Here is a 25,429-nt window from a genome sequence, read left to right as displayed (position 1 = left end):
GGAGGACAAAATGGAACTATTGGAAAAAGAAACACTTGCATGTTGGGATTGGAGTGGAGAAAATATACCAAATTATGTTAATTATAGCTTCTTTAATGAACCTAATTATCAAGGAATTCACAGTCACCAACAAGCCGTATTAGGATATCTAGAATTTCTAAATCGAATCGTACGATGTAACCGCTGGGCATCAGTCCTCAGAAAAAAAACTGGGAAACCTGCAAGTATAGAGCAATTCAACGATTATTTCTGTTCAATTAAAGCTGACCCACTCATCTATATCAAGCGAGATCCCGACTACTTAAGTTGGGAAACATACCCAATTTATGTCAATAAAAAAATGATGAAGGCCGAAGAAGTCACTCCCGATAATCTATTTAAAAATAGAGGAATCTATGAAAAAACTTTTTTCCATGAAACTCAAACAATCAAAGTGACTAGAGAGCAATTTTTAGCTCTCAATCAACGTCTCTTTCCTGAAAGAAACCAATTAAAAATTTACGAATGGAATACATCCTTCTCCAATCATTATAATCGTGCACGTGATTGTTTCGGTGCCTATCTATGGACTATTTATGATGAAAAAAGGCATCGTTTTACAGTTACCAGTATACTTTTGGAACCTTAGTAAAAGGAGACAAATAGATGGAACTATTAGAAAAAGAAACACTAGCATGTTGGGATTGGAGTGGTGAAAATATCCCAATTTATGTTAATTATGCCTTCTTTATTGAAAATAATAATCAAGGAATTCACAGTCACCAACAAGCCATTCTAGGATATCTAGAATTTTCGAATCGAATTGTACAATGTAATCATTGGGCATTCGACCAAAGAGAAAAAACTGGGAAGCCTACAAGCATAGAACAATTTAACGAATATTTTTGTTCAATTAAAGCTAACCCACTCATCTATATCAAGCGAGATCCTGATTACTTAGGTTGGGAAACATACCCGATTTACGTCAATAAAGAAATGATGAAAGCAGAAAAAATTAATCCTGAAATCCTATTTAAAAATAGAGGCATCTATGAAAAAGCCTTTTTCCATGAAACTCAAACAACTAAAGTGAGTAAAGAACAATTTTTGGTGCTTAATCAACGATTCTTTCCTGAAAGAGAGCATTTAAAAATCTACGCGTGGGATACATCCTTTTCTAATCGCTTTAGTCGTGCGCGTGATTGTTACGGTGCATATTTATGGAGTATTTACGATGAAAAAAGAAAACGATTTACAGTAATCAGTGTATTTTTGAATCCTTAGTGATGAACCCGAATTTGAAAAAATGCTTTTTCTTCACTTATTTACATATGCAACTGAGAGTCATCACATGACTTTCAGTTGCATATTATTATACTTGATCAATTGTGTCATTCAATCAGCTATTGAAATTCCGATCACTGTAAATTTATGTTGCGCTTTGTCATAAATCGTCCATAAAAATCCATCATATAATTCTCTTCAAAAAGAAAAGTAATTTGACCATTCGCTATTCCATGCATACACCGTTAGCGTTTTTTTGTTAGGAAACAACCAATCATTAAGTTGTATAAAGTGGTTTTTTTTACCACCATAACTGTACGGAGGATGAAGAAAAAGAAAGGTATACATAGATTGATAACCACCTGCACTTTTGTTGTCTATTGATATTAAGTCCTCGATCGTTGAGAGTTTTCCATACATTAAGGCTGGATTCACTGCATATCTATACTGGAGTTGATTGCCATATCTAGGTAAACAATCAAAATAAAGTAATTCAGTATAGTAAATTCCCGGAACATTCCTTTTTTCATTCATCACTTTAATAAACTCAAGTGCTACTTTTCGATGACTAGAGCGCCCTTTATACTCGGTCTCCTCAAAAAAAACATAATCTATCAAAAGACCCTGCACTGGAATGTTTCTCTTGTGGGCATTTTGTTTAAACTCGAATGTTTCTTTTCTCAATAATCTCATGATTGACCTCCTTCTTTCTCAAGTTCCTAAAACTGTGAACTTCTTACTTTCTTCATCGTAAACTGTCCATAAGTAAGCATCTCCACTCATCTTCTTTATGTAAGAAAAATAATCTGACCAAGTATTATTCCATTGATAAATAATCAGTTTGCCTCTATTCTCAAAGATGTGATTGTTCAATTGAATAAAATCTTTCTCTCCCCCTTTGTATAATGAAGATAATTTAAAGAAAGCAGTGGCATAATCAGAAGTATATTTCTTATCCGAATTATAGGCTGTGGAAAAGAAAACATTCTCTTCTACTAAAGACCCTTGCATCAGTGTTTGATTGATGGAATATGTTTTTCTCAAATTGACAGGGAAATTCACTCTATCCGTATACTCAATTCTTGTATGTCCTCTCTTTTGATTGATTGCTGTCACAAAGGCAAGTGCTGCTTCTTTGTGAGTTTCTTCCCTTTTGTAATTTTCTTCATGGAAGAAACCATAAGTAAGTACTAACTCTTTCATACAGATATTTTTCTCAACCATAGTCAGAACAAATCGATCTGTTTCCTTTTCCAAAAATTTCATCTTTACCTCCTCTAGAAATGTTGTAGGTACTTAAGAGTATTTTTCACGTATTGTTCAAAACCTAATCGAAGCACCTATCACTGTAAATTTTTCAGTTTCTCTCTCATAGTTTGTCCATAAATAAGCCCCGTATTCCTCTCTACCTATTGAAAAATAATTTGACCAATCATTGTTCCATTGATAGATAATTAATTTTTCTTGTATAGGAAATAGATACTCATTGGCTTTTAAAAAAATCTCTTCTCGCTGAGGTTTATATATCTGTGAAAGTATGGAATAAGCATAAGAGGATTCATATTTTCCATGTATGCAGTTAATAAGGCATTAAGCACTGCAAACTGGGCAAATTCTCATAGTTGAAATTTCTCTGCATACATTTCATGATTGTCAGATTTTCTGTTTCCTTATGTTTTATTACTCAATTATTTGCTTTCACAAAAGGAAAAGATAGGCGCCCCAGCCCACACGCGCATAATTGAAATAATTTTTTAAGTTCTAAAATTTATGAATTGAAATTGCATTTTTTAACCTTCATATCCTAAATAAATATTAATGACTGTAAATCTCTTTGTATTCGTATCGTAAATACTCCATAAATAGGCACCGATGCATGCTCTAGGATAGTTGAAGTAATTTGTAAACTCTGAATTCCATGAATAGATGATTAATTTGTCTTTTAAAGGAAAGAAACGTTCATTTACCAGATTAAAGTCTGTCTTAGATAACTTTGTACCATGAAATTCATCAAAAAAAGCTTCCTCATATACCCCGCCATCCATAAAAAATTCCTCCGCAGTTAGTTCAATGCCTGCCATCATTTCTTCATTGACTTCAATGGGGTATCCATCTAAGTTTAACGTAGTAGGATCAATATCTGTGTAAATAATTGAATCCGAATTTAGTTCACGAAATTTCGCTGCATACATTTCACGGGTAACATTTTTTCCAGTTTTTTTGCGTTTTTTTGATGACCAAAGATTTGTTCTTATTAAGCGACTTGTATAATTTAAGTAAGCCAAAATTGCCTCTTTATGGGTGATCTTTCCTTGGTAATCATTTTCCTTAAAGAACGTATAACCAACGTAATACGGAAAAAGTATATCCTTTTTTTTTCTTAATTCTAATGTTTCTTTTACCAATAATTCCATTTCTTTTCCTCCTCTAAAAATAGAGTATGTACTTCATAGCTATTTTTCTTATACAAAAAAATTACTTACACTAGAAATTCAATGTTTCTTTAAAATCTTCTTTCGTGTAAACTTATCTGATTTTCTAAATCGCTTATTTGTTTTAACCATACGACTTATGTAACCTAAGTTCCTTAAAACCGCCTCTTGAATACATCAATCAGACATGATTGTTGCTGGACTTACCTACTAAGCATGATGAAATATTTAACTACCTAAGTGAAACTCAATCTGTCATAGAAGATCCTATGACAGTCAGTTTATTCGATGCAGTATCGTAAATCGTCCAAAGAAAGGCATCCATCCATTCTCTCCCAGGAGAAAAGTAATTCGACCAATTGTTATTCCAAGCATAAATGATCAACGCACTTTTCTTAGGGAATAATAATTTATTCAAGGAAATAAAATCTTCTTCGTTCCCACTATATGAATATGGTGGGAAAAGAAATGTTTGTGCATACCAATTTAAATAGCTTCCAGAAGCTGTTTTTTCAACAGAAAAGAAAACATCTGTCTTCATCTGTTTTCCATACATTAACTCTGGATTTACGGCATAACTCAACTTAATTGGGCTACATCGTATGGGTAAGTGATCAAAATAATGCAAATCTGTATATAGAAGACCTGAAATATTTCTTTTTTCATTCATTACTTTGATAAATTGAAGAGCGGCTTTGCGATGACTGGAGTATCCATGATAACCTGTTTCTTCAAAAAATACATAATCGAGTAAAAGTCCATTGATTGGAAATTTTCTTAAATAGAGTTTTTGTTTAAATTGATACGTATCTTCTTTTAATAACTTCATTCTGTCCTCCTCATTCAACTCAATGTTGATGCCCCACATACCGTAAATCTTTTTCTTGTTGGCTCATAAATCGTCCAAAGGTACGCTCCTTTTCCGGAATGTTTTCCATAAGCGAAATAATCTGACCACGTGTTGTTCCATTGATAAATGACTAATGTTTCCTTCTCGGGAAACAAGTAATTGTTCAGTTCAATGAAATCTTTCTTACTTCCTCTATAAAAAAAAGGAATTTTAAAAAAAGCGTAGGCATAATCTGAAATATAATGCCCTTCTAAGTCACTATATGTAGAAAAAAAAGGATCGACTGGAATTCTTGTTGCTTCCATTAAATTGAGGTTTATGGAATAGGTTGCGAATATATTGACTGGAAATTCAAGTTTATTCGTATACTCAATTTGATCATGTCCTCTTCTTTGATTGAGGAACGTAACAAATGCCAAAGCTGCTTTTTTGTGACTTTCGTATCCTTGATTATTCTTTTCTTGAAAAAACGCATAGTTGATTGCTAGATCTTTCATCCAGATATTTTTTTCAACCATGGTCAGAACAAATCGATTTGTTTCCTTTTCTAAAAATTTCATTTTTCCCTCCTCTAGAAATGTTGTATGTACTTAACTATTATTCATATACTTTAAAAAAAGATTTATTTTATCCCTAAATTACCAGACTTATTCTTAAAATTCATATTGATCTTTCGAACCTCTAAAACATCAAATCGACAATCTGAAAACTAATTTAAAATCGTTATTTTATGTAAATCAAAATAGTGGGAAGATCTTTATAAATTTATATTATAGCATGATAAATAAATCGACAAGTTCTTTCGTTTAAACCATGTTGTTTTTTTATTACCTCATACCTATGAAACAAACATTTATTTTTTAAGAAATAAAGGTAAAAATAAGCGCATAAAAAAAGCGTTAAATAATTTTGGAACCTTAGGGATAAGTACGTTTTTAAGGAAATAAGCATGCGTTTGAAACTAGTAAAAAGGAAACACAAAAAGACTCTTCTAGAAGTAAATACTTCTAGAAAAGCCATAAAAAAATATTTGATGACAAGCTATCACTGTGTGACCGATTATTCATAGTGAGTCCATGCAGAGTAAATCTCAACAATTTTTTCTTTATCATTTATTTTATACACCACTCGATGTTGGCGATTCAATCTTCTTGAATACCTTCCTTCATGAGTTGGCTTTAGCTTTTCAAATGCTTGTTTAGGGCAATAAGGATCAGTTTTTAATGTTTCGACAATAGCAAGAAATTGATTTTTTAAATTAGAGCTCTTTAGCTTTTTTAAATCTGCTTTAGCTGAGTTTTTAACTACTACCTTATAACTTCCCATCAAAGGTCATCCCAATCAATCTCATCTACATTTGTAAATCCCGTATCGTCTTGTTCTCTTTTCTTTACGATATCAAGTGTACCCGTTTGTTCTAAAAGTAGCGTTTCTTTGATTGCTCGCCAATCTTCTAAACCAATCAAGACCGCGTTATTCTCACTACGCTCACTAATAATCTCGATTTCTGTATGATTTTCATTCACTTCTTTTAACAATTGATAAAATTTCTTACGGGCAGCACTCGGATTTAAAGTAGTATTAGACATTTTAATCCTCCTTTTTTGCATTTATCACCTACATTTTAACGTACTCAATTAAGTACGTCAATTATAAACCTATTCTTATAGCAAGCAAAATAAATTTACACCACAAAAAAGACTCTTCTAGAAGTAAATGCTTCTAGAAAAGCCTTTAAAAAACATCAACGATCATTCACTTAAAAATTGTTCAATCTTTTCGCGGTTCATTTGTTTATCTAAGACGAGGATACTACCAGCGTAATCACTCTGTCCATAACTCCAAGTATTATCTGCTGGAACACTTAAACGATCGATTCCACCAGCACCACGTAAGATAGAAAAACTATTTTTGACTAAAAAAGTCATCGGCACATCTGTGGAAGTATAGCCGATTGCTTTTCCAGCGGCATACGGCGCACGGATCAAGTTCAATGGATTTTTCAGTTGACCAAAAATCGCATCCATCACTTGTTGCTGTCTTCTGACACGACCGAAGTCCCCTTCTTCATCCATACGGAAACGTGCATATTGCAACAGCACGTGACCGTCCATCCGTTGTTTACCTTTGGCGATATCGACACCATCTAGATTCAAGTCTTTTTCAGCGTCGATCGACACACCATTCATGAACATCGCATCGATCACTTTTTCAAATGATTTGAAATCGACTTTCATATAGTATTGACAGTTCAACCCAAAGTTTTCTAATAAAGTCTGGCGAACCAACTCAGCGCCACCGTAGGCATACGCCGCATTGATTTTATTGTCTCCAACACCTGGGATCGTCACGAAGCTATCACGCATGAATGAGATCAATTTTGGTTTGCGGGCAGGCCCATCTAATTGTAGGACCATGATCGTATCTGCTCGCCCTGCGTCTTCGCCCCTTGTATCGCTACCTAAAATCAGGATGTTATGCGCGCCACTTGTTGATTGGGCACCATTGAATGTTTCTGAAGTCGCTGGTTCAAGTGACTGATCATTTTCGGCTACGAATTTCCCAACGAAAAATGAAATCAGCGAAAAGACAAATAAAATCAATAAGATCCCTAAGATGATCTTCCACCAAGAACGTTTTTTACGTGGCTTATTGGATGGTTTCTTTTTAAAGAACCCTTTTTTCTGTGGTTGTTGCCCTGAATGAACGTGTTCTTCGTAAGGTGTTGGTCTTCGAGGGTCACTGGTTCTTTCTTCGTAAGAACCTTCATACGAAGCGTTTGGTTCTTCTCCAAGATCTTCCTGTTTCCTATTGGTGCGTCGCCAAGATAACGGCGATGATTTTTCATTGATTGGTTTTGCTTTTTTATGGATGTTCTTATAACGATCCATCCGACTCATTGTAGTTCCTCCCTTTGTTCAACTCAGTAAAATCATACGATACTTCGTTATAAAAAACAGTAAGGTTAGCGTAAATTTAACTAAAAGCTAACGAATCCTCTGAGTATACGCTTATCATTCTTTTGAATCGAGTAAAGGTTGGATCTTTTCAATTGGCATTGTTTGGCCTGTCCATAGTTCAAAAGCGATTGCGCCTTGATATAGTAACATGCCTAAGCCATTTCTGGTCAAACATCCCTGTGCTTTGGCTTCTTTTAAAAAGCGTGTTTCTCTTGGAGAATAAATCAAATCAAACACTGCGATTTTGGGATGGAGCAACTGAGGATCGATCGGTACCATTTCTTTTTTCTCCCCCATGCCCATGTCGGTACCATTGATCAAAAGATCCGTGTCTTCCAGATCTTTTTTCAACTGTTCAGTGTCTGCATAATCCTTGATGGTGATGTGGCAACCTGTTTGTTCGGCAATTTTTTGGAAAGTTGAAGCGACATTTTCAAAAGTTGCGTTCTTTCGTTTATAGATGACGATTTCTTTTGCTTGATCTAACGCTGCTTGAACAACGATTGCTTTTGCTGCACCACCAGCACCTAACATAGTCACTTTTTTATCTTTTATCGCTATTCCTGCTTCATTGACAGAACGCATAAACCCCATACCATCGGTGTTGTAACCAATCAAACGGTTGTCTCGATGCACGATCGTATTGACCGCGCCAATCAACTGCGCTTCTTGACTTAGCTCATCTAAATAAGGAATGACCGCTATTTTATTAGGCATTGAAAGATTGACGCCTAACATGTTGAATGTGCGAATGCTTTCGACTGCCTGCTTGAGATTCGTTTGATCGACTGTGAATGCCAAGTAAATGGCATCGATCGAACGAGCTTGAAAGGCTGTATTGTGCATCAATGGCGATAAGCTATGGGACACGGGAGATGCAAAAATCCCTGCTATTCTTGTTTTTCCTGAAATCATGAAAATCCTCCTACAATACGCTAAAAATGCCGCGTCCATTCGTAGAAACTACGAAAGAACAAGCGGCATCAATCATTTTTTATTAAATCTTGACTTTACAAATTTTGATTGTTATTATACCTGCTACCCACAAGTATAAAGTGAAGGAAACAAACTTGTCAAACACAGATGCATCCGCAAAATAACTAATCGATCACTTCTTCAAAGAAGTGTAGGAGATCATTCATTGATAATGCTTGTTTTTCTTCTTTTGCTAAGTCTTTGACGATCCGTCCTTTTTGTAAGACGATCAATCGATTCCCGTATTTTAACGCATCTTCCATCCGGTGTGTGATCATCAAACAGGTTAACTTTTGCTCAGTGATCCGTTGGTTTGTCAGTTCCATTAATAGCTTAGCTGTTTTTGGATCGAGTGCCGCCGTATGCTCATCAAGTAAAAGCAATTCTGGTGCTTTGATCGTTGCCATCAGTAAGCTTAATGCTTGTCGCTGCCCGCCAGATAATTCGCCAGCAGGGGTGTCTAAATGTTGTTCCAAGCCATTTCCTACTTCTTGACAAAGTTTATAAAAAACTTCTTTTTGATTTTTTAATTGGCGTAAACGAAGTGTTCGTTTTTCGCCGCGCTTTTGTGCTAACAATAGATTTTCTGCCACTGTCATCCGTGGGGCAGTTCCCATTTTCGGATCTTGGAACACCCGTGATAGAAATAAAGCTCGTGCTTCTTCTGACAGCTTAGTGATTGGCTGATCTTTAAAATACACGCCACCTTGACTTAATTGCAGTGTGCCCGCAATCGTATTGAACAAGGTACTTTTACCTGCGCCATTTCCGCCAAGTACAGTGATAAAATCCCCTTCATTGATGGTCAATTGGATCTCATCCAATAATACTTTTTCTTCGTGCATCCCATTATTGACTACTTTTCTACCATTTTTGATCGTTAAGATTGCTGTCATCATTAGACCTCCTTTTCAAATCCTGTTTTTAGTTTCAATGCTTGTTTTACTTGAGGGATCATCAAGCAAGCGGCTAAGATGATCGCTGAGAATAATTTCAAGTAGGTTGTGTCAAAGCCTAATTTGATGACTGCTAAAATCAATAATTGATAAATAATACTTCCGACAACAATCGCTAACAATCGCTCGATCAATGTCAATTCTTGGAAAATCACTTCACCGATGATGATCGAAGCTAAACCAATTACGATCACGCCGATCCCTTTATTGACATCTGCATAGCCATCATTTTGGGCGATCAATGCGCCTGATAATGCAATCACGCCATTGGATAACGTCAAGCCTAAGATTTTCATACGATCGGTCTTGATCCCTAACGAACGGGCCATTGTTTCGTTATCCCCTGTTGCGATATAACCTTGCCCTAGATCTGTATTGAAGAAGAAAATCAAGACGCTGATCAAAAGTCCGAGAGATAAGAGTCCTAATAATACAGTATCAAAGTAATTCGGTAAATGAAGTGCATAGAATACATCCTGTAAGGCAGGATGATTCAACAACGAAAGATTCGGTGTGCGCATCACGAACAGGATCACTGAGTTCAACCCTGACATTACTAAGATGCCGGCTAAGATAACTGGGATTTTCCCTTTTGTATACAGCAAGCCAGTCACAAGTCCTGCGGCCATTCCTGCTAACACACCTAAAATCGTCGCAAGTATCGGACTAACACCATGCGTGATTGCTGTCACACAGACAGCACCACCGAGAGGAAACGAGCCTTCTGTTGTCATATCCGGAAAATCTAAGATCCGGTAAGTCATAAAAATTCCTAAACCTAAGATGGCCCATAACATGCCTTGAGAAATTGCGGATACGATCATTGTTCTTCCTCCTTGATCTCTGTCAGTACTTTTGCGTCTTTTTTGATTGATTCAGGGATCGTGATCCCTAGTAATTCTGCTTGTTTTTCATTGACGATGATATCGCCCTTGTCGAACACGTACACAGGTGTTGTTGCTGGTTCTTTTCCATTTGCTAAAGCGGCTGCCATTTTACCTGTTTGAACGCCTAAATCGTATTGATTGATTCCGATCGTCGCTAATCCTCCTTGTTCGACCATTGTGTCCACTGAAGGAATTACAGGGATATTTGCTTTATTTGCTTCTTTGATGACGGTTTGCATTGCATTGGCAATCGTATTATCTAAAGGTACATAGATAACATCCACCGACTGGCTCATCACTTGGACAGTCTGGGCGATCTCATTCGTAGAAGGAACAGCATATTTTACTGGTGTCAGTCCTTTTGCTTTCGCAGCTTCTTCTGCTTGGCTGACTTGATAGCGAGAATTATCTTCTGAAGAAGCATATAAAATTCCGATTGTTTTTGCCTCCGGTAATAGCTCTGTGGCTAATTGGATCTGTGCTTCAACAGGTGGTTGGTCAGAGACTCCTGTGATGTTTCCACCCGGTGCTTCTAAGCTTTGGACTAATCCTGCACCGACAGGATCAGTCACCGCACCTAAGGCGATTGGAATATCTTTGGTCGTGTTTGCTAATGCTTGTGCGGCTGGTGTTGCAATTCCTACGAGCGCATCAGGATTTCCTTGTACCAACTGCTGACTCATCGTTGCCAGTTTACTTTGGTCGGCTTGACCATTTTGGAATTGGATTTCTAAATTTCGTCCTTCTTCCAAGCCTGACTCTTTTAAGCCATCTTTGATACCTCGGTAGATCTCATCTAACGCAGGGTGGCTAACAAACTGTAAAACCCCCACTACTTTTTTATCAGTTGTGCGATTTCCTTCAACTGCTGGTTGATCATTGATTTTTTCATAAACGAACGTTCCGGTCAAGTATATAAGTATAAGTGCGATCACTGCAATCAAGCGTTTATTTTTCATTTTTATTTCCCCTTTTTTATTATGTAATTTTTAAAAATAAATCGGCTGTTTTGTAACTTCGAGCGAATGAACAAAAAAAGACAATCACCGCTTGTACGGTCATTGTCTTTTACCAACAAAAAACCGCATAGATGTCTCTATGCGGTCGTCAAATTCATGTCCAGCATAGATACAAACTTTAGAATCGTACATTGTTGTACTCTAAAAAGTTGTATCTACGAAAAAGTTCGCCCTTGATACAACTTATCTACGCCAGTTACGCCAATTATTTTTATTTTCTGATAAAAATTGTTTTGATAAGTTCATCTTGGACCATCCTTTCATTCAAGTGTTATCCTAAGTCTAATCGAATTTTATTTATCCGTCAACTGATTTTTTTATTATTTTCTTTTTTGTTATTTTTCACTAAGCTCAACTTGTTACTTACTCTGTCGTACTCAACGTGGTACGATCTGTGGATTGTGCCGTTTCTTCCTCATTTGCTAACTCTTTTTCCAGTTGCTTGATATTGATCAATGGCAAACGATTCAGTGCAGGAATCAATGTTCTTTCCAGGTCTTCTTTGTTTTCATCAGAAAGGACTAAACGATTCCTTTCTTCTCCTCTTTCAAAGAAAACGATAGTGATTTCATCTTTGTTGATCCCGTATTGTTGTTCTAATTCTGACGTGTCATAAACCAACGGATAAAAAAAGATCGTTCGATTCAATTCACTGCTTTGTTGTGGGTCTTCGAAGATATCGATCACTTGTTGGTAAAGCTCTCCTTTTGGCAGAGTGAACATCACAGAGACTGCCCGACTGTCGGTGATCTCCTGATGCGCAGATGAAAATGGTAAAGGCTGAAGCTTTTCAGAATCAATCGAAGAATAGATCAACGTATCCACTTGTGCTTCTTTGATTTTACTCGGCAAAAAGAACATCGCAGCCGTCAAAAGTAAGGAACACACTAAAAGAAGTCCGATCCGTCTGAAATATTTTTGAGGATGTTGCTCAAAATCCTCTGATAAATTAGTGTAACTTCTGATGATTTTATCCTTTATCTCTACGATCAATCGCTGCATCCTCTATTCCCCCACGTGTCCTTTATCTAATTATACCTAAAATCAATCGAAAGAACGAAATAAAACACTAGTTTTTCATGGAATTCCTGCATTTTTTCTCTATTTAACGAAAGAAATCATCTGGTCCATTGGTCTTTCCTTTCTTTTTTCGTTATAATAAGTGTACTTATGAATAGAAAAGAGGAATGAATCATGTCCTTTGATGGTGTATTTACCCATGCAATGATCCATGAATTGCGCGAAACACTATTATCTGGTCGAATCTCAAAGATCCACCAGCCTTATGAAAATGAAATCATTTTGGTGATTCGTTCTCGTGGAAAGAACCACCGATTGTTGTTATCTGCTCATCCGAGCTATGCCCGTGTCCAGATCACAGAAATCGATTATCAAAATCCAGAAAATCCGCCAAACTTTGTGATGATGTTACGTAAACATCTTGATGGTGCGATTTTGGAAAGTATCGAACAAATCAAAAATGACCGTGTGATCCACTTTCATTTCTCAAAAAGAGATGAATTAGGTGATTTACAAAATATCGTCTTGATCGTTGAGTTGATGGGTCGCCATAGCACCATCGTCTTAGTGAATCAACAATCCCAAAAGATTTTAGATGCGATCAAACACATCGGCAGCTCACAAAATACGTACCGTTCCTTACTTCCTGGAGTCGAATACGTGGCGCCACCTGAACAAGCTGTGCTTAATCCTTTTCAAGCAACAAAAGAGCAAGTTTTTGAACGTCTATCAAAAGTCGAGCCAAATGCTAAAGCCTTACAGCAAGTATTCCAAGGACTGGGTCACGACACAGCATTGGAATTGAGCGAACGGATCAACCAGCGCCCAAATGAAAAAATGGCTGTCTGGGAAGAATTCTTTGCGGCTGTTGACCAACCGCTACCTACACACTATGAATTAGGTACAAAAGAATACTTCACACCGTTTGCCTATCAATCGTTTGCAAAACAAGCTGCTTCTATGCAGGAGTACCCTACTTTAAGTGCATTGCTAGATGCATTTTATCAAGAGAAAGCGGAAAAAGATCGTGCCAAACAACAAGGGGGCGAATTGATCCGTAAAATCGAAAATGAATTGAAACGCAATCGCAATAAGTTGAAAAAACGCGAACAGACATTGCTTGACTCTGAAAATGCGGAAGAGTTTCGCCGAAATGGGGAGTTATTGACGACATTCATGACCCAAGTACCCCGTGGTGCGACCGAAGTGACCTTGGCGAACTACTATGAAGAAAACCAGCCTGTCCGTATTGCCCTTGATCCGGCATTGACACCGAATCAAAATGCTCAAAAATACTTTCATCGTTACCAAAAGCTTAAAAATGCGGTCAAATTGATCGGCAAGCAAATCGAAGAAGCAAAAAGTGAAATCGACTACCTTGAATCGGTTCTTTCACAATTGGAGATTGCGGGACCAATGGATATTGAAGTGATCAAAGAAGAACTGTTAGCAGAAGGCTATTTGAAAAAGAAAACAAGTAAAAAGCAAAAGAAAGCAAAACCTTCGCAACCTGACCGCTACATTTCTTCTGACGGCACTGAGATCTTAGTCGGTAAAAACAATCTACAAAATGATCAATTGACGATGAAGACTGCTAGAAAAACCGATCACTGGCTTCATACGCAAAACATCCCAGGCTCTCACGTGATTATCAAAAGTGACCAACCTTCTGATGAAACCATCACAGAAGCTGCTGAATTGGCTGCTTACTATTCGAAATATCGTCATTCAGCCCAAGTACCTGTGGATCTAGTGCAAGTCAAACATATCCGTAAACCGAATGGCGCAAAACCTGGGTATGTGATTTACGAAAACCAAAAAACGATCATTGTAACACCAGAAGAAGAGAAAATCCAAGCAATGAAAAAGGAATAATCTTTTTTCGTTAAAAAACCGATCGCCAAGAAGTGATTACTTCTTGGCGATCGGTTTATTTTTTGATGATAAAAATGGCTTGAATTAAAATTGATAGCCTGTCGCAATGATTTCTTTTGTTCCAGTTGTGCGGTCGAAGGCTTCTAAAACAAACCCTGAACCGTAATCGACACGATAAGTGCCTCCGCCCATTCTACGACCAGTTACATTTGCATCAACGCGTCGCCAATTGTTTCGGCTTTCAGAAATGTAACGGTTCCAATAGCTATCCGAGAGTACTTGGCGATCACCGACGACCGTCCCTACGCCATATGTATGGATACGTCCAGCAGCATCTTTTTTATATGGGATATCTGCTCGGATCTGTTGCTCTAAATTGACCGTACCTGTTGCTTCTCCGGTATAGAATACCCAATTGACTTCAACAGTATGACCAGGCCTTACATTGATTGCTTGACCGGGAACCGTCCAATTTTTTTGTACTTCTCGCGTCTGTGAAGTGGTTGAACTAAAGTTGTAATTCAGTTCGACACCCATCGTTGCAGAACCAAACATGGGTACACGGATCTCTGCGCTAGTGGATGTTGCTACTCCAGCGGACTGTGTAGTCGAAGTTGTTGTTGAGTCGATATACATTTCCGAATATGAAGGTGTCGTAAACGTTTGATCTTGGTTCGTACTATTATGGAAAACACTTGTGTTGACAGTTCTTGAACGCTGTCTAGTGCCCATATCATTATTGACACCTACCGAATATGCTTGACTAGAAACATTTCTTGGATTGTATTCATCCCCAGTAAGTCTTTCATTCACACCAATATCTCCCCATTGATACATTTGATAGGATAAAGCGTACGAAATGGTACTCATCCGATCGATCGTGCTTTGGTTGACCGATTTTAGATATCCTTCTCCGATTGGCGGAAGAGACTCACCGGCTTCTACCATCGGTTCTCCTGTAAATAAGCCTAAACTCGCCGCTCCGACGACACCCAACATCACCTTTGTTACTTTTTTCATTTTCTTACCCCCTTTTTTTCCAATCGTTGAGCGAATATGTTCCTCAAACGATTGGCTACTTTTAGTATGAAACATTTTCTTTGAATCATCTCATTGTGTACATTACTGCAACAATTTTTTATCTGCATATTGATCTGCGTAAAAATAAGCCTGAAAACCAATTATTTGGCATTCAAGCTTACCTTTTGTTCATTTCTATTGGATATTACTTCCTCTGCTCCATCACTCGTTGGATACTTGCGATAAACTTCTTGCCGATCTCACTTAACGGCTGTTTTGCGGAATAAATCACGTAAAGCTCATTCAGCGGACTATCCGCCAATGGGATCAATCGTAAATATTCTTTGATTTCACCAATTACGATACCCGATCCTGATGCATAGGCATCTGTCTCTAACACAATATTCATCAATGTGCCTCGATCACTTGTATAAATCACTGATTCTTGTTCAGGGATCTCAATCAAGTCTTCATAAAAATAAGGAAAATTATTGCCATCCTGAGTAAAACGAACTTGCGGAAAAGCAGCGAGTTCTTCAATATTTATTTCTTCTTGTTGCGCGAGTGGATGCCGCTGTCTTAGAAAAATATGTGTTTTAAATGTCCCTAGAGATTGAGCGATCAACTCTCCTTGTTCTAAGTAGCGCTTGATCCCTGTGCGATTATGGTCATTCATATATAAAATCCCTAATTCGCTTTGTTGTTGTTGCACCTCTTCGATCACGTTTGCAGTCGTCGTTTCCATGATACGAAATTGTTTGACTTCTGCTTTGAACGTCTCGATCAGTTGTGCAGTTAGCGGACCTAAGAAATCATAGTGCTGGGAAGCAATCGAAAAGCTCTCTCTTTTTTCACTTTTTTGATAATAATTCTCCAATGAATCTAATTGAACTAAGATCCGTTCCGCACGCTTTAAAAAAATCTGTCCTTCTTCTGTTAGATAGGCTCCTCGATTCGTGCGGGTAAATAAATTGATACTCAACTCATTTTCCAATTCTTTGATCGCTGCAGAAAGGCTCGGCTGAGAAACAAATAACTTTTTCGCCGCTTCTCGAAAGCTTCCGTTATTCGCTACTGCAGTAACATATTTCAATTGTTGGATATTCATTTCGTCCCCTTGTAATAATAAATTTTTCGATTCTTCACTGGTTGTAACGGACGATTATTGGGTTGTGCGTATTGTCCTTTGAACGGAATCAAGAAATCTCGATTCAATCGACCAACTTGGTCCATGACGAACCATTGGATCGGACCACTTGTTGGTGGTGTTGTTAAGGAACCAACATAGTGATAATGACTCTTTTGTTCAGGGAAAAAGACAGATGCATCTGTCCAATGCTCATGTGCATCAAGATCCCACTCGTCACCATTCTGGCGGTCGTATAACCAGCCTTCTTCTTTTGTTAAATGATACATGACGCCAACGACTAAGTTTTCTTGTCGTTCATTGGTGTGTACAAAATGAAATTCGATATCTTCTTGTTTTCCATTGATGATATGTTCTGATGGCATATGAAAATGGATGTCGGTCAAATAGTATGTTTCTTCATTGAAAAGGACATAACTGATTTGATCATATGGCACAAGATGGATCGTATTCTTGAACTCCTTATCCGTGAATCGTTGTTTCTGATAGTGAAAAGAAAGCGTCTCTTTCGTATTACTGCTCTCTTCACATGTTGTCAGAGGAATGGGCGATTGTAATTCAAACTCGGCTCCTTTTGCAAACCAATCACATAATCCTGCCCAATGTTCCGGTCCTCTTTCACCAGAATAACCCCATTCAACATCCATATTCTTCTTCAACTAAAATTCCTCCTGAACCAGTTACCTACACGGCACCTCGACTATTCTTTTTCTTTTTTGACAATGCTTGAAACAGCTGCTAAGAAATCTTCTTTTCCATAGAATTCTTGATTGAGTAATTCTGGAAAAATCTCTTTGAAAAAATATTGAACGGATGGACGATGGTCAAAACCTTTGATCGTTGTGACCGCCTCAATAAACATTTCTTTATAGACTTTCTCCGGATTATTTTTACTGATCTCATCAAATGATTCATACAAAAGATCGATTTTATCTGAAACAGCGAGTAATTCACCTTCGACCGTATCGTCTTTACCTTCGAACAAACGCCGGCGATAAACGTCTTGTAAAGCTTCAGGGATTTCTTGATTGATAAACTCATCCGTCATCTTTTCTTCGACGGTCTGCAGCATCCCTCTCAACTCTTTACTTGCATATTTCACTGGTGTTTTGATGTCACCGATAAAACGTTCGGTATAATCATGGTTCAAGGCTTTTTCATATAAGAGCTTCCAGTCGATCGTTTGTCCGTGGAGTTCTTCAATGTCACCCAATACTTGTGCAATCGAAGCTACACGATAAGAGTGCGCGGCGACGGTATGTTCCGTGTGTTTGAAAAATCCCGGAGCTCTGGTGATTCTTTCCAAGTTATTTAACCCTAAAATAAATTCATTCAATCCCATAAAGAATCCTCCTCTTTGAGATGACTTTTCCGATAATCTTATCATTAAATAACTGGAATTCGCAAATTTTCAGCTTATTATCTTAACAAGTTTTCATGTGCAAAAGAATAGTTGTCGCTATGTATCTTCAGGTTTTCACTATATCTCAAACAGAAAAAGGGCTGAAACAACATCCGTTTTTCCGCCCTTTTTAATCTGATCTCTAAGCTGTTGCCCAGTTCTCAGGATCTTTTTTCCATTCTTTCAACAAAGCAAGCTCTTCTTCGTTGATTGTTTTATTTTCTAATGCAAATTCGATCAATACAGAATAATTCGTCAAGGTGATCAATGGTAGACCCGCTTGTTCAAAGTTCGCTATTCCTTTTGGCAACTCATACGTAAAGATTGCTGCAACACCTAAAACGTCCGCACCTTCTCTTTTAGCTGCTTCAGCCGCTTCTAACACACTTCCGCCTGTTGAGATCAAATCTTCGATGACGACCATTTTTTGACCTTCAAAGATGCGCCCTTCGATTTGATTCCCTTTACCGTGTGCTTTCGCTTTACTGCGAATATACACCATCGGTAAGTTTAGGATTTCTGCTACCCAAGCGGCATGAGGAATACCAGCAGTTGCTGTACCGGCGATCACTTCAACATCTGGGAATTCTTGTTTGATTTTTTCAGCTAACCCTTGAGCGATTTCTTTTCTGACTTTGGGATAGCTCATCGTAATACGGTTATCGCAATAGATCGGGCTTGTGATTCCACTTGCCCAAGTGAAAGGTTGGCTTGGACTTAAGAAAACAGCTTCGATTTCTAGCAAGTCTTTAGCAATAGTTTGTTCAATGTTCATAGATTAACGACTCCATTCTGCTTTGATTGTTTGGTACGCTTGGTAAGGATCTTCTGCTTGTGTGATTGGTCGTCCAACAACGATGAAGGTCGAACCGATTTCTTTTGCCCGCGCTGGTGTCACGATCCTTGTTTGGTCGCCTGCGACTGTTCCCTCTGGACGAATACCAGGGGTCAAACAAACAAATTCTTCCCCCGCTTTTTCTTTGATCGATGAGACTTCTAAAGCAGAAGAAACGACACCGTCTAACCCTGCTGCTTTGGCACAAGCGGCATAGTGGATCACACTTTGCTCCAATGGTACTTCGATCAGTTGGTCATGATGCATTTCTTCTTCGCTCGTTGAAGTCAGCTGAGTGATTGCTAAGAGTAAAGGACGTTTCTTTCCTTCTGGTGTGCCATCAGTCAATCCACGCATGGCTGCTTCCATCATACGGATTCCGCCAGCCGCATGCACACAGGTAATATCTACACCTAATTTTGCCAAACCGCCCATGGCTTTTTCGACAGTATTCGGAATGTCATGCAATTTCAAATCTAAGAAAACATCGTGACCGGCATCTTTTAGCCAGCGGACAATGATTGGTCCTTCTTGGTAAAAGAGTTCCATGCCGATCTTAACAAATAACTTTTCGTCTTCTGGGAAACGTTGCATAAATGTTTCTACTTCTTCCCATGATGAAAAATCTAAAGCAATAATTGGTCGTTGATTCATTGATTTCTACCTTCTCTCACTTCTTTGATCAGTTGCTCTAAAGACTCGATGCCTAATTCATTCATTCGTTCGGGTAACTCAGCGATCAGTTTCGGACAAATGTAAGGATCCGTAAAGTTCGCCGTTCCGACAGCGACTGCGCTAGCACCTGCCATATACATTTCTAGTACATCATCCACGGTTTGCACTCCGCCCATCCCGATGATCGGTAGATTGGAGACACCCGCAACTTGGTGGATCAAGCGGATCGCTACTGGTTTGATTGCCGGTCCTGAAAGACCGCCTGTTTGATTGGCAAGGATCGGTTTTCTTGTTTTCAGATCAATACGCATTCCTAATAAGGTATTGATCATCGTGAAACCATCCGCACCGCCTGCCTCGATGGCTTGCGCCACTGGAATGATATCCGTGACATTCGGTGACAACTTGACATAGACAGGTACGTTCGCTACCTTTTTCACCGATTGGGTCAACTGGAAAGCAACGTCTGGATCGGTACCAAAAGCAATCCCTCCGTGTTTGACATTCGGACATGAGATATTTAATTCGATGGCGTGGACATTCGGAGCATCTCCGATTTTGCCACAGACTTCGACATAATCTTCTTCGCAAGCACCTGCCACATTCGCAATGATCGGCAAATCTTTGTACACAGCTAATTCAGGTAACGTTTTGTCTAAGACTACTTCCATCCCAGGATTTTGTAACCCGATCGCATTAAGCATGCCAGAAGGCGTTTCGGCTACACGTGGTGTAGGATTTCCAAAGCGGGCTTTAGGGGTTGTCGCCTTGATCATGATCGCACCTAGCTGATTCAGATCATAATATTTTCCGTATTCTTTTCCAAAGCCGAAGCAGCCACTTGCTGGCATGATTGGATTCTTTAAGTTCAATCCCGGAAGATTGACGGCTAAACGATTACTCATAAAATCACCTCTCCTGCTTGGAAAATCGGTCCTTCATCACAGACTTTCAAGCTTTTCGTTCCTGTTTCATCACCTGGGACATGGCAGACACAAGCGTAACATGCGCCAACGCCACATGCCATGCGAGACTCTAATGACAATTGGACATTCGGATGACCTGCAAAAAGCTGTTCCACTGTCTTTAGTAACCCGTTTGAACCGCACGCAAAAACGGCTGTCGGCTTTTCTTTTGTCGCAAGTAAAAGATTCCCAACATTGCCATGGATCCCATAGGTGCCATCATCGGTTGCGATCCTCGTATCGCCCAACTCTAGGAATTCCTCTTCGTAATACATCACTTCTTGTGAGGCAAATCCTAAGAAGTGAATCGTTTTGACGCCTAGTTGTTTCAATTGCTTCGATAATTCGTAGAGGGGCGGAACACCGATCCCTCCACCAACGATGAACACTTCATCTTCTTCCTTCAATCCAGAAAGATCGAAGCCATTTCCTAATGGCCCCAAGACATCTAAAGAATCGCCAGCAGTCAACGCTGTGAAATGCTTTGTTCCGTCACCTTCAACACGGTAGATGATACGACAAGTTTGTTGTGATTGATCGATCTGGTTGATACTGATTGGTCGGCGCAACAACAAATCTGCTCGGGGTACCCGAATATGAAGGAATTGTCCAGGTTGTTTCATTTCTTTGACCAACTCACCTGTTAGTGTCATTTCATAGATTCGTGGTGCTAGTTGCCGCTGTTGAACGATTTTCATTACTTCTTGCTTCATCTCTACACTCCTATTTTTGGGACTTTCCGCTATTTCGTTATACTGCTAACTACTTCTTTTTGTGGGTCGTGTCATCAAACATCAGTTCCAAGCCACCACAGGGACTAACTAGAAAAAAATCTTTTTTCATTTATTTATTGGAGGGCAAATTGCCCTCCTCTTGTATTTAGATTGCTTGTGTTGAAAAGGCGCGTGATTCCATCACACGAACGATTGCATCCGCCGTATCAAGTGAAGTGAACAATGGCGTGCCATGCTCAACTGCTTCGCGTCGAATGATAAAGCCGTCTTTTGAAGCATTTCCTCGGTCTTTATCGATCGTATTGACGACCACTTGTGCTTTGCCTTCTCGGATCAGGTCAACCACGTTTTTCTCTGTTGCTTCTTCGGAGATCTTAGCGACTGGCGTTACTACAAGACCATGTTTCTCAAAGAATGCCGCGGTATTTTTTGTTGCTAGCAAGCTATAGCCGATTTCTGCAAAGCGTTTCGCTAAGCCTAATGCTTCTTCTTTAGTTTCATCGGCGATCGTGAACAAGACAGCGCCATAATCAGGCAAACGTAAGCCAGAAGCTTCAAACGCTTTGTACAACGCTTTGTCTAGGTTTTGATCTGAACCCATGACTTCTCCTGTTGATTTCATTTCAGGTCCAAGATATGTGTCAACTTTGTGCAGCTTAGTAAATGAAAAGACCGGTGCTTTGACATGGACGTTTGCTGTTTCTGGATATAAGCCATCTTCATAGCCTAAATCTTTTAATTTTTCGCCTAAGATCGCCTTCGTTGCGATCTGCGCCATTGGGATATTCGTGACTTTGCTCAAGAAAGGAACCGTACGACTTGCGCGCGGATTCACTTCGATCACGTATACTTGATTTTCATGGATCACGAATTGGATGTTCATCATCCCGACACAATTCAAGCCACGTGCTAAACGAATCGTATAATCTTCGATCGTTTGCTTGATTTCGTCAGAAAGAGCTTGCGGCGGATAAACTGCCATCGAGTCTCCTGAATGGACACCCGCACGTTCGATGTGTTCCATGATTCCTGGGATCAAGACTGTTTCCCCATCACAGATCGCATCGACTTCGCACTCACTACCGATCAAATATCGATCGACTAACACTGGATGTTCTGGTGAAGCTTTCACCGCATTCTCCATATAGTCTTCTAAGTCACGTTGGTTTTCGACGATCTCCATCGCACGTCCGCCTAAAACATAGCTTGGACGGACTAACACTGGATAACCGATTTTATTTGCGACAGCAACTGCTTCTTCTTTGCTTGTTGCGGTATCCCCTAGTGGTTGAGGAACGCCTAATTCTTGTAAAGCTTGTTCGAATAAGTCACGGTTTTCTGCACGATCAAGGTCTTCGATCGTTGTTCCTAAGATTTTTACGCCTGCTTTTGCTAAAGGTTCAGCGAGATTGATGGCCGTTTGTCCACCAAATTGGACAATGACACCGATCGGCTGCTCTAATTCGATGACATTCATGACATCTTCAAAAGTTAACGGCTCAAAGTAAAGTTTATCAGAAATCGAGAAATCTGTCGAAACGGTTTCAGGATTACTATTCATAATGATTGCTTCATAGCCTGCTTGTTGGATCGCTTTGACGGAGTGGACAGTCGCATAGTCAAATTCGACCCCTTGTCCGATGCGGATCGGGCCAGAGCCTAGGACTAACACAGATGGTTTTTCTGAACGATGACTTTCGTTTTCGATTTCATATGTGCTATAGAAATAAGGCGTATGCGATTCAAATTCTGCTGCACAAGTATCGACCATTTTGTATACTGGTTGGATACTGTTTTCTGTACGAAGTTGGCGAATCGCATCAGGTGTCGTTTTCCACATTTCAGCGATTTTTCGATCAGTAAACCCATTTTGTTTCACAAAATGAAGTAGGTCCAATTGATTTGGATTTTCGGAAAGCTCCTTTTCAAGCTCAATGATATGCAATAATTTGTCTAAGAAGAACAAATCGATTTTCGTCAAGTCTGCTAATTCTTGGATTGGGTAGCCGCGACGGATTGCTTCGGCTAAGTAGAATAACCGATCATCTTGCGCACGAACGATTTTCTCCATTAAAAGTTCTTCACTGACTTCTTTCAATTCAGGCAATTCAAGGTGGTGCGCACCGATTTCTAATGAGCGGACTGCTTTAAGTAAAGATTCTTCGATGTTACGACCGATCGCCATGACTTCTCCTGTCGCCTTCATCTGTGTGCCTAAAACACGTTCCCCGTTTTCAAATTTATCAAACGGCCAGCGTGGGATTTTTGCTACCACATAGTCCAATGCTGGTTCAAATTCAGCGTAAGTTGTTCCTGTGACTGGATTTTTCATTTCATCCAATGTCAAACCTAATGCGATTTTAGCGGCTAGTTTCGCAATTGGATAACCGGTCGCTTTACTTGCTAAGGCAGAGGAGCGTGAAACACGAGGATTCACTTCGATGACATAGTAGTTGAAGCTATGAGGATCAAGTGCTAATTGAACGTTACAACCACCTTCGATTTTCAATGCGCGAATAATCGACAGTGACGCATCTCTTAACATCTGGTATTCATGGTCTGCTAAGGTTTGACTTGGAGCAAAAACGATCGAATCTCCTGTATGGATACCAACTGGATCGAAGTTTTCCATGTTACAAACAACGATTGCATTGTCTGCCGAGTCACGCATCACTTCGTATTCGATTTCTTTGAAACCTGCAATACTGCGCTCGATCAAACATTGTGTCACTGGGGATAAACTCAAGCCATTTTCCGCGATTTGACGCAGCTCTGCTTCGTTATCACACATCCCACCGCCAGTACCGCCTAATGTGAAGGCTGGTCGTACGATGATTGGATAACCGATTTTGTTGGCAAAAGTCACTGCTTCTTCCACCGTCGTCACGATTTCTGATTCGGGGATCGGTTGATCCAACTCTTCCATCAACTTTTTGAACAAGTCGCGATCTTCTGCTTGGTCGATCGCACTTAATTTCGTCCCTAATAATTCGATCCCTAATTCGTCTAAGATTCCTGACTCAGCTAATTCCATCGCCATATTCAGACCTGTTTGCCCACCTAAAGTTGGTAAGATCGCATCCGGACGTTCTTTTCGTAGAATGCGTGAAACAAATTCTAATGTGATCGGCTCAAGGTATACTTGATCAGCAATTTCTTTATCGGTCATGATCGTTGCTGGATTAGAATTGACTAAAACGACCTCATAGCCTTCTTCCTTTAAAGCAAGACAAGCCTGTGTGCCTGCGTAGTCAAACTCTGCAGCTTGACCAATGATGATCGGACCAGAGCCGATCACCATGATTTTGTTGATATCTGTGCGTTTTGGCATTAGAATTGCTCCTTTCCAGCATCCATCATTTCCATAAATTCATCGAACAAATGTAGCGCATCATGCGGCCCAGGAGCAGCATCCGGATGGAATTGGACACTGAACGCTGGATAGCGACGATGTCTAACCCCTTCAACAGTGCCATCATTGACTTCCACATGTGTGACTAGTAAGTGTTCTGGATCGATCGTTTGTTCATCGACCGCATAGCCATGATTTTGGGAGGTGAAATCGATTCTTCCAGTAGCTACCTCACGAACAGGATGGTTCAACCCACGATGCCCGAACTTCATCTTGTAAGTGTCAGCGCCATTTGCTAGGGCAAACAGTTGATGGCCTAAACAGATGCCAAAAATCGGAATCTTTCCTTGGATTTGTCGGATCATTTCAATGGCTTCTGGTACATCTTTCGGATCACCAGGGCCGTTCGTCAACATGACACCGTCTGGCGATAATGAAAGGATCGTTTCCGCATCCGTATTATATGGTAACACGGTCAAGTTACAGTCACGCTTACTCAACTCACGTAAAATACTGTGCTTCAACCCGAAATCAATGACTGCTACATTTCTGCCTGTTCCTGGACTAGGGTATGGTTTGTTTGTTGAAACTTGTTGTACTTGGTTTGTTGCCAAGACGGTTGCTTTTAGTTGGTCGTAAGCATGTTCAAATGAATCACCTGCATCCACGATACTTGCTTTCATTGTACCGACTTCACGGATCTTACGTGTCAATGCCCGTGTATCGATACCTGAGATACCAGGGATTCCCTTTTGTTTCAAGAATTCGTCTAATGTCATTTGATTGCGCCAGTTAGATGCCACGCGTGCATGTTCTTTGACGACTACCCCTTTACAGGTTGGTGCAATTGATTCGTAATCATCACGATTGACGCCGTAGTTTCCTACCATGGGATAAGTAAATGTGATGATTTGACCGTTAAAACTTTGGTCTGTGATCGTTTCTTGATACCCTGTCATACTTGTAGTAAAGACGATTTCTCCAAACACATTGCCTGTCGCGCCAAATGATTTTCCTTTAAATACTGTGCCATCTTCTAAAATCAGCAACCGTTCCATCCAG

General features: G+C 39.4%; 26 protein-coding genes. 3 read left to right on the top strand and 23 right to left on the bottom strand.

Annotated features, from left to right (window positions below):
- On the top strand, positions 1-628 hold a 628-nt coding region (locus JZO83_RS08365), incomplete at its 5' end, for a hypothetical protein (RefSeq protein ID WP_242542525.1).
- 17 nt (positions 629-645) lie between these two features.
- Positions 646-1,263 carry a hypothetical protein gene (locus JZO83_RS08360; protein WP_207115485.1) on the top strand — a complete coding sequence of 206 codons (618 nt, stop codon included), beginning with the start codon at positions 646-648 and terminating at the stop codon, positions 1,261-1,263.
- Between the two features lie 198 nt (positions 1,264-1,461).
- Here the strand turns inward: JZO83_RS08360 and JZO83_RS08355 are convergent, their stop codons facing one another.
- The 13 genes from JZO83_RS08355 to JZO83_RS08295 form a co-directional block, all read right to left on the bottom strand.
- Positions 1,462-1,956, bottom strand: coding sequence for a hypothetical protein (locus tag JZO83_RS08355; RefSeq protein ID WP_242542523.1), 495 nt, complete (start codon positions 1,954-1,956; stop codon positions 1,462-1,464).
- Positions 1,957-1,974: 18 nt separating this feature from the next.
- Positions 1,975-2,529 (bottom strand): hypothetical protein, encoded by a 555-nt coding sequence (locus JZO83_RS08350; protein ID WP_207115484.1) that lies wholly within the window; start codon positions 2,527-2,529, stop codon positions 1,975-1,977.
- A 524-nt stretch (positions 2,530-3,053) separates the two neighbouring features.
- Complete coding sequence (locus tag JZO83_RS08345; RefSeq protein WP_207115483.1) at positions 3,054-3,677, bottom strand: hypothetical protein; 624 nt, start codon at positions 3,675-3,677, stop codon at positions 3,054-3,056.
- A 265-nt stretch (positions 3,678-3,942) separates the two neighbouring features.
- On the bottom strand, positions 3,943-4,524 hold the full coding sequence (locus tag JZO83_RS08340) for a hypothetical protein (protein ID WP_207115482.1): 582 nt from the start codon (positions 4,522-4,524) through the stop codon (positions 3,943-3,945).
- Between the two features lie 14 nt (positions 4,525-4,538).
- The gene (locus tag JZO83_RS08335) at positions 4,539-5,105 is read right to left on the bottom strand and encodes a hypothetical protein (protein ID WP_207115481.1); all 567 of its coding nucleotides are present in this window, start codon (positions 5,103-5,105) and stop codon (positions 4,539-4,541) included.
- Between the two features lie 499 nt (positions 5,106-5,604).
- Positions 5,605-5,871: a Txe/YoeB family addiction module toxin gene (locus tag JZO83_RS08330; protein WP_207115480.1), complete on the bottom strand. Its 267-nt coding sequence runs from the start codon at positions 5,869-5,871 to the stop codon at positions 5,605-5,607.
- On the bottom strand, positions 5,871-6,134 hold the full coding sequence (locus tag JZO83_RS08325) for a type II toxin-antitoxin system Phd/YefM family antitoxin (protein WP_206857299.1): 264 nt from the start codon (positions 6,132-6,134) through the stop codon (positions 5,871-5,873). Before JZO83_RS08325 ends, JZO83_RS08330 begins: the two co-directional genes overlap by 1 nt.
- Positions 6,135-6,296: 162 nt before the next feature.
- Entirely contained in the window at positions 6,297-7,445 is a 1,149-nt protein-coding gene (locus JZO83_RS08320) for an LCP family protein (RefSeq protein WP_207115479.1), read from the bottom strand.
- A 114-nt stretch (positions 7,446-7,559) separates the two neighbouring features.
- Positions 7,560-8,420: a shikimate dehydrogenase gene (locus tag JZO83_RS08315; protein WP_207115478.1), complete on the bottom strand. Its 861-nt coding sequence runs from the start codon at positions 8,418-8,420 to the stop codon at positions 7,560-7,562.
- A gap of 185 nt (positions 8,421-8,605) precedes the next feature.
- On the bottom strand, positions 8,606-9,376 hold the full coding sequence (locus tag JZO83_RS08310; RefSeq protein WP_206857304.1) for an ATP-binding cassette domain-containing protein: 771 nt from the start codon (positions 9,374-9,376) through the stop codon (positions 8,606-8,608).
- 2 nt (positions 9,377-9,378) lie between these two features.
- Entirely contained in the window at positions 9,379-10,260 is an 882-nt protein-coding gene (locus JZO83_RS08305) for an ABC transporter permease (protein ID WP_207115477.1), read from the bottom strand.
- Positions 10,257-11,282, bottom strand: a complete 1,026-nt coding sequence (gene trpX / locus JZO83_RS08300; protein WP_207115476.1) for a tryptophan ABC transporter substrate-binding protein — start codon at positions 11,280-11,282, stop codon at positions 10,257-10,259. The genes JZO83_RS08305 and trpX overlap by 4 nt, the downstream gene beginning before the upstream one ends.
- A 423-nt stretch (positions 11,283-11,705) precedes the next feature.
- Positions 11,706-12,344 (bottom strand): hypothetical protein, encoded by a 639-nt coding sequence (locus tag JZO83_RS08295; protein WP_206857307.1) that lies wholly within the window; start codon positions 12,342-12,344, stop codon positions 11,706-11,708.
- A 192-nt stretch (positions 12,345-12,536) separates the two neighbouring features.
- On the opposite strand from JZO83_RS08295, the gene efbA reads away from it, so the two are divergent.
- A complete protein-coding gene (gene efbA / locus JZO83_RS08290) occupies positions 12,537-14,237 on the top strand; it encodes a fibronectin-binding protein EfbA (protein WP_207115475.1) in 1,701 nt (566 codons plus the stop codon).
- 84 nt (positions 14,238-14,321) lie between these two features.
- On the opposite strand, the gene JZO83_RS08285 is transcribed toward efbA, so the two are convergent.
- The 10 genes from JZO83_RS08285 to JZO83_RS08240 form a co-directional block, all read right to left on the bottom strand.
- The gene (locus JZO83_RS08285; protein ID WP_207115474.1) at positions 14,322-15,257 is read right to left on the bottom strand and encodes an ETX/MTX2 family pore-forming toxin; all 936 of its coding nucleotides are present in this window, start codon (positions 15,255-15,257) and stop codon (positions 14,322-14,324) included.
- Between the two features lie 205 nt (positions 15,258-15,462).
- The gene (locus JZO83_RS08280) at positions 15,463-16,365 is read right to left on the bottom strand and encodes a LysR family transcriptional regulator (RefSeq protein ID WP_207115473.1); all 903 of its coding nucleotides are present in this window, start codon (positions 16,363-16,365) and stop codon (positions 15,463-15,465) included.
- Positions 16,362-17,063: a carbonic anhydrase family protein gene (locus tag JZO83_RS08275; protein ID WP_206857320.1), complete on the bottom strand. Its 702-nt coding sequence runs from the start codon at positions 17,061-17,063 to the stop codon at positions 16,362-16,364. Before JZO83_RS08275 ends, JZO83_RS08280 begins: the two co-directional genes overlap by 4 nt.
- A 41-nt stretch (positions 17,064-17,104) precedes the next feature.
- On the bottom strand, positions 17,105-17,746 hold the full coding sequence (locus JZO83_RS08270) for a YfbR-like 5'-deoxynucleotidase (protein ID WP_206857321.1): 642 nt from the start codon (positions 17,744-17,746) through the stop codon (positions 17,105-17,107).
- A gap of 202 nt (positions 17,747-17,948) precedes the next feature.
- A complete protein-coding gene (gene pyrE, locus JZO83_RS08265) occupies positions 17,949-18,581 on the bottom strand; it encodes an orotate phosphoribosyltransferase (RefSeq protein ID WP_207115472.1) in 633 nt (210 codons plus the stop codon).
- A gap of 3 nt (positions 18,582-18,584) precedes the next feature.
- A complete protein-coding gene (gene pyrF, locus JZO83_RS08260) occupies positions 18,585-19,295 on the bottom strand; it encodes an orotidine-5'-phosphate decarboxylase (RefSeq protein WP_207115471.1) in 711 nt (236 codons plus the stop codon).
- Complete coding sequence (locus tag JZO83_RS08255; RefSeq protein WP_206857327.1) at positions 19,292-20,221, bottom strand: dihydroorotate dehydrogenase; 930 nt, start codon at positions 20,219-20,221, stop codon at positions 19,292-19,294. The genes pyrF and JZO83_RS08255 overlap by 4 nt, the downstream gene beginning before the upstream one ends.
- The gene (locus tag JZO83_RS08250; protein ID WP_207115470.1) at positions 20,218-20,994 is read right to left on the bottom strand and encodes a dihydroorotate dehydrogenase electron transfer subunit; all 777 of its coding nucleotides are present in this window, start codon (positions 20,992-20,994) and stop codon (positions 20,218-20,220) included. Before JZO83_RS08250 ends, JZO83_RS08255 begins: the two co-directional genes overlap by 4 nt.
- A 166-nt stretch (positions 20,995-21,160) precedes the next feature.
- Positions 21,161-24,346 carry a carbamoyl-phosphate synthase large subunit gene (gene carB, locus JZO83_RS08245; RefSeq protein WP_207115469.1) on the bottom strand — a complete coding sequence of 1,062 codons (3,186 nt, stop codon included), beginning with the start codon at positions 24,344-24,346 and terminating at the stop codon, positions 21,161-21,163.
- Positions 24,346-25,425 carry a carbamoyl phosphate synthase small subunit gene (locus JZO83_RS08240; RefSeq protein WP_206857337.1) on the bottom strand — a complete coding sequence of 360 codons (1,080 nt, stop codon included), beginning with the start codon at positions 25,423-25,425 and terminating at the stop codon, positions 24,346-24,348. Before JZO83_RS08240 ends, carB begins: the two co-directional genes overlap by 1 nt.
- Positions 25,426-25,429 lie beyond the last annotated feature (4 nt).

This window comes from Enterococcus sp. DIV1298c (assembly GCF_017316315.1).
GTDB lineage: Bacteria > Bacillota > Bacilli > Lactobacillales > Enterococcaceae > Enterococcus_B > Enterococcus_B mangumiae.
Note: the sequence above shows the minus strand (reverse complement) of the source record. Positions and strands in the feature narration are given on the sequence as shown.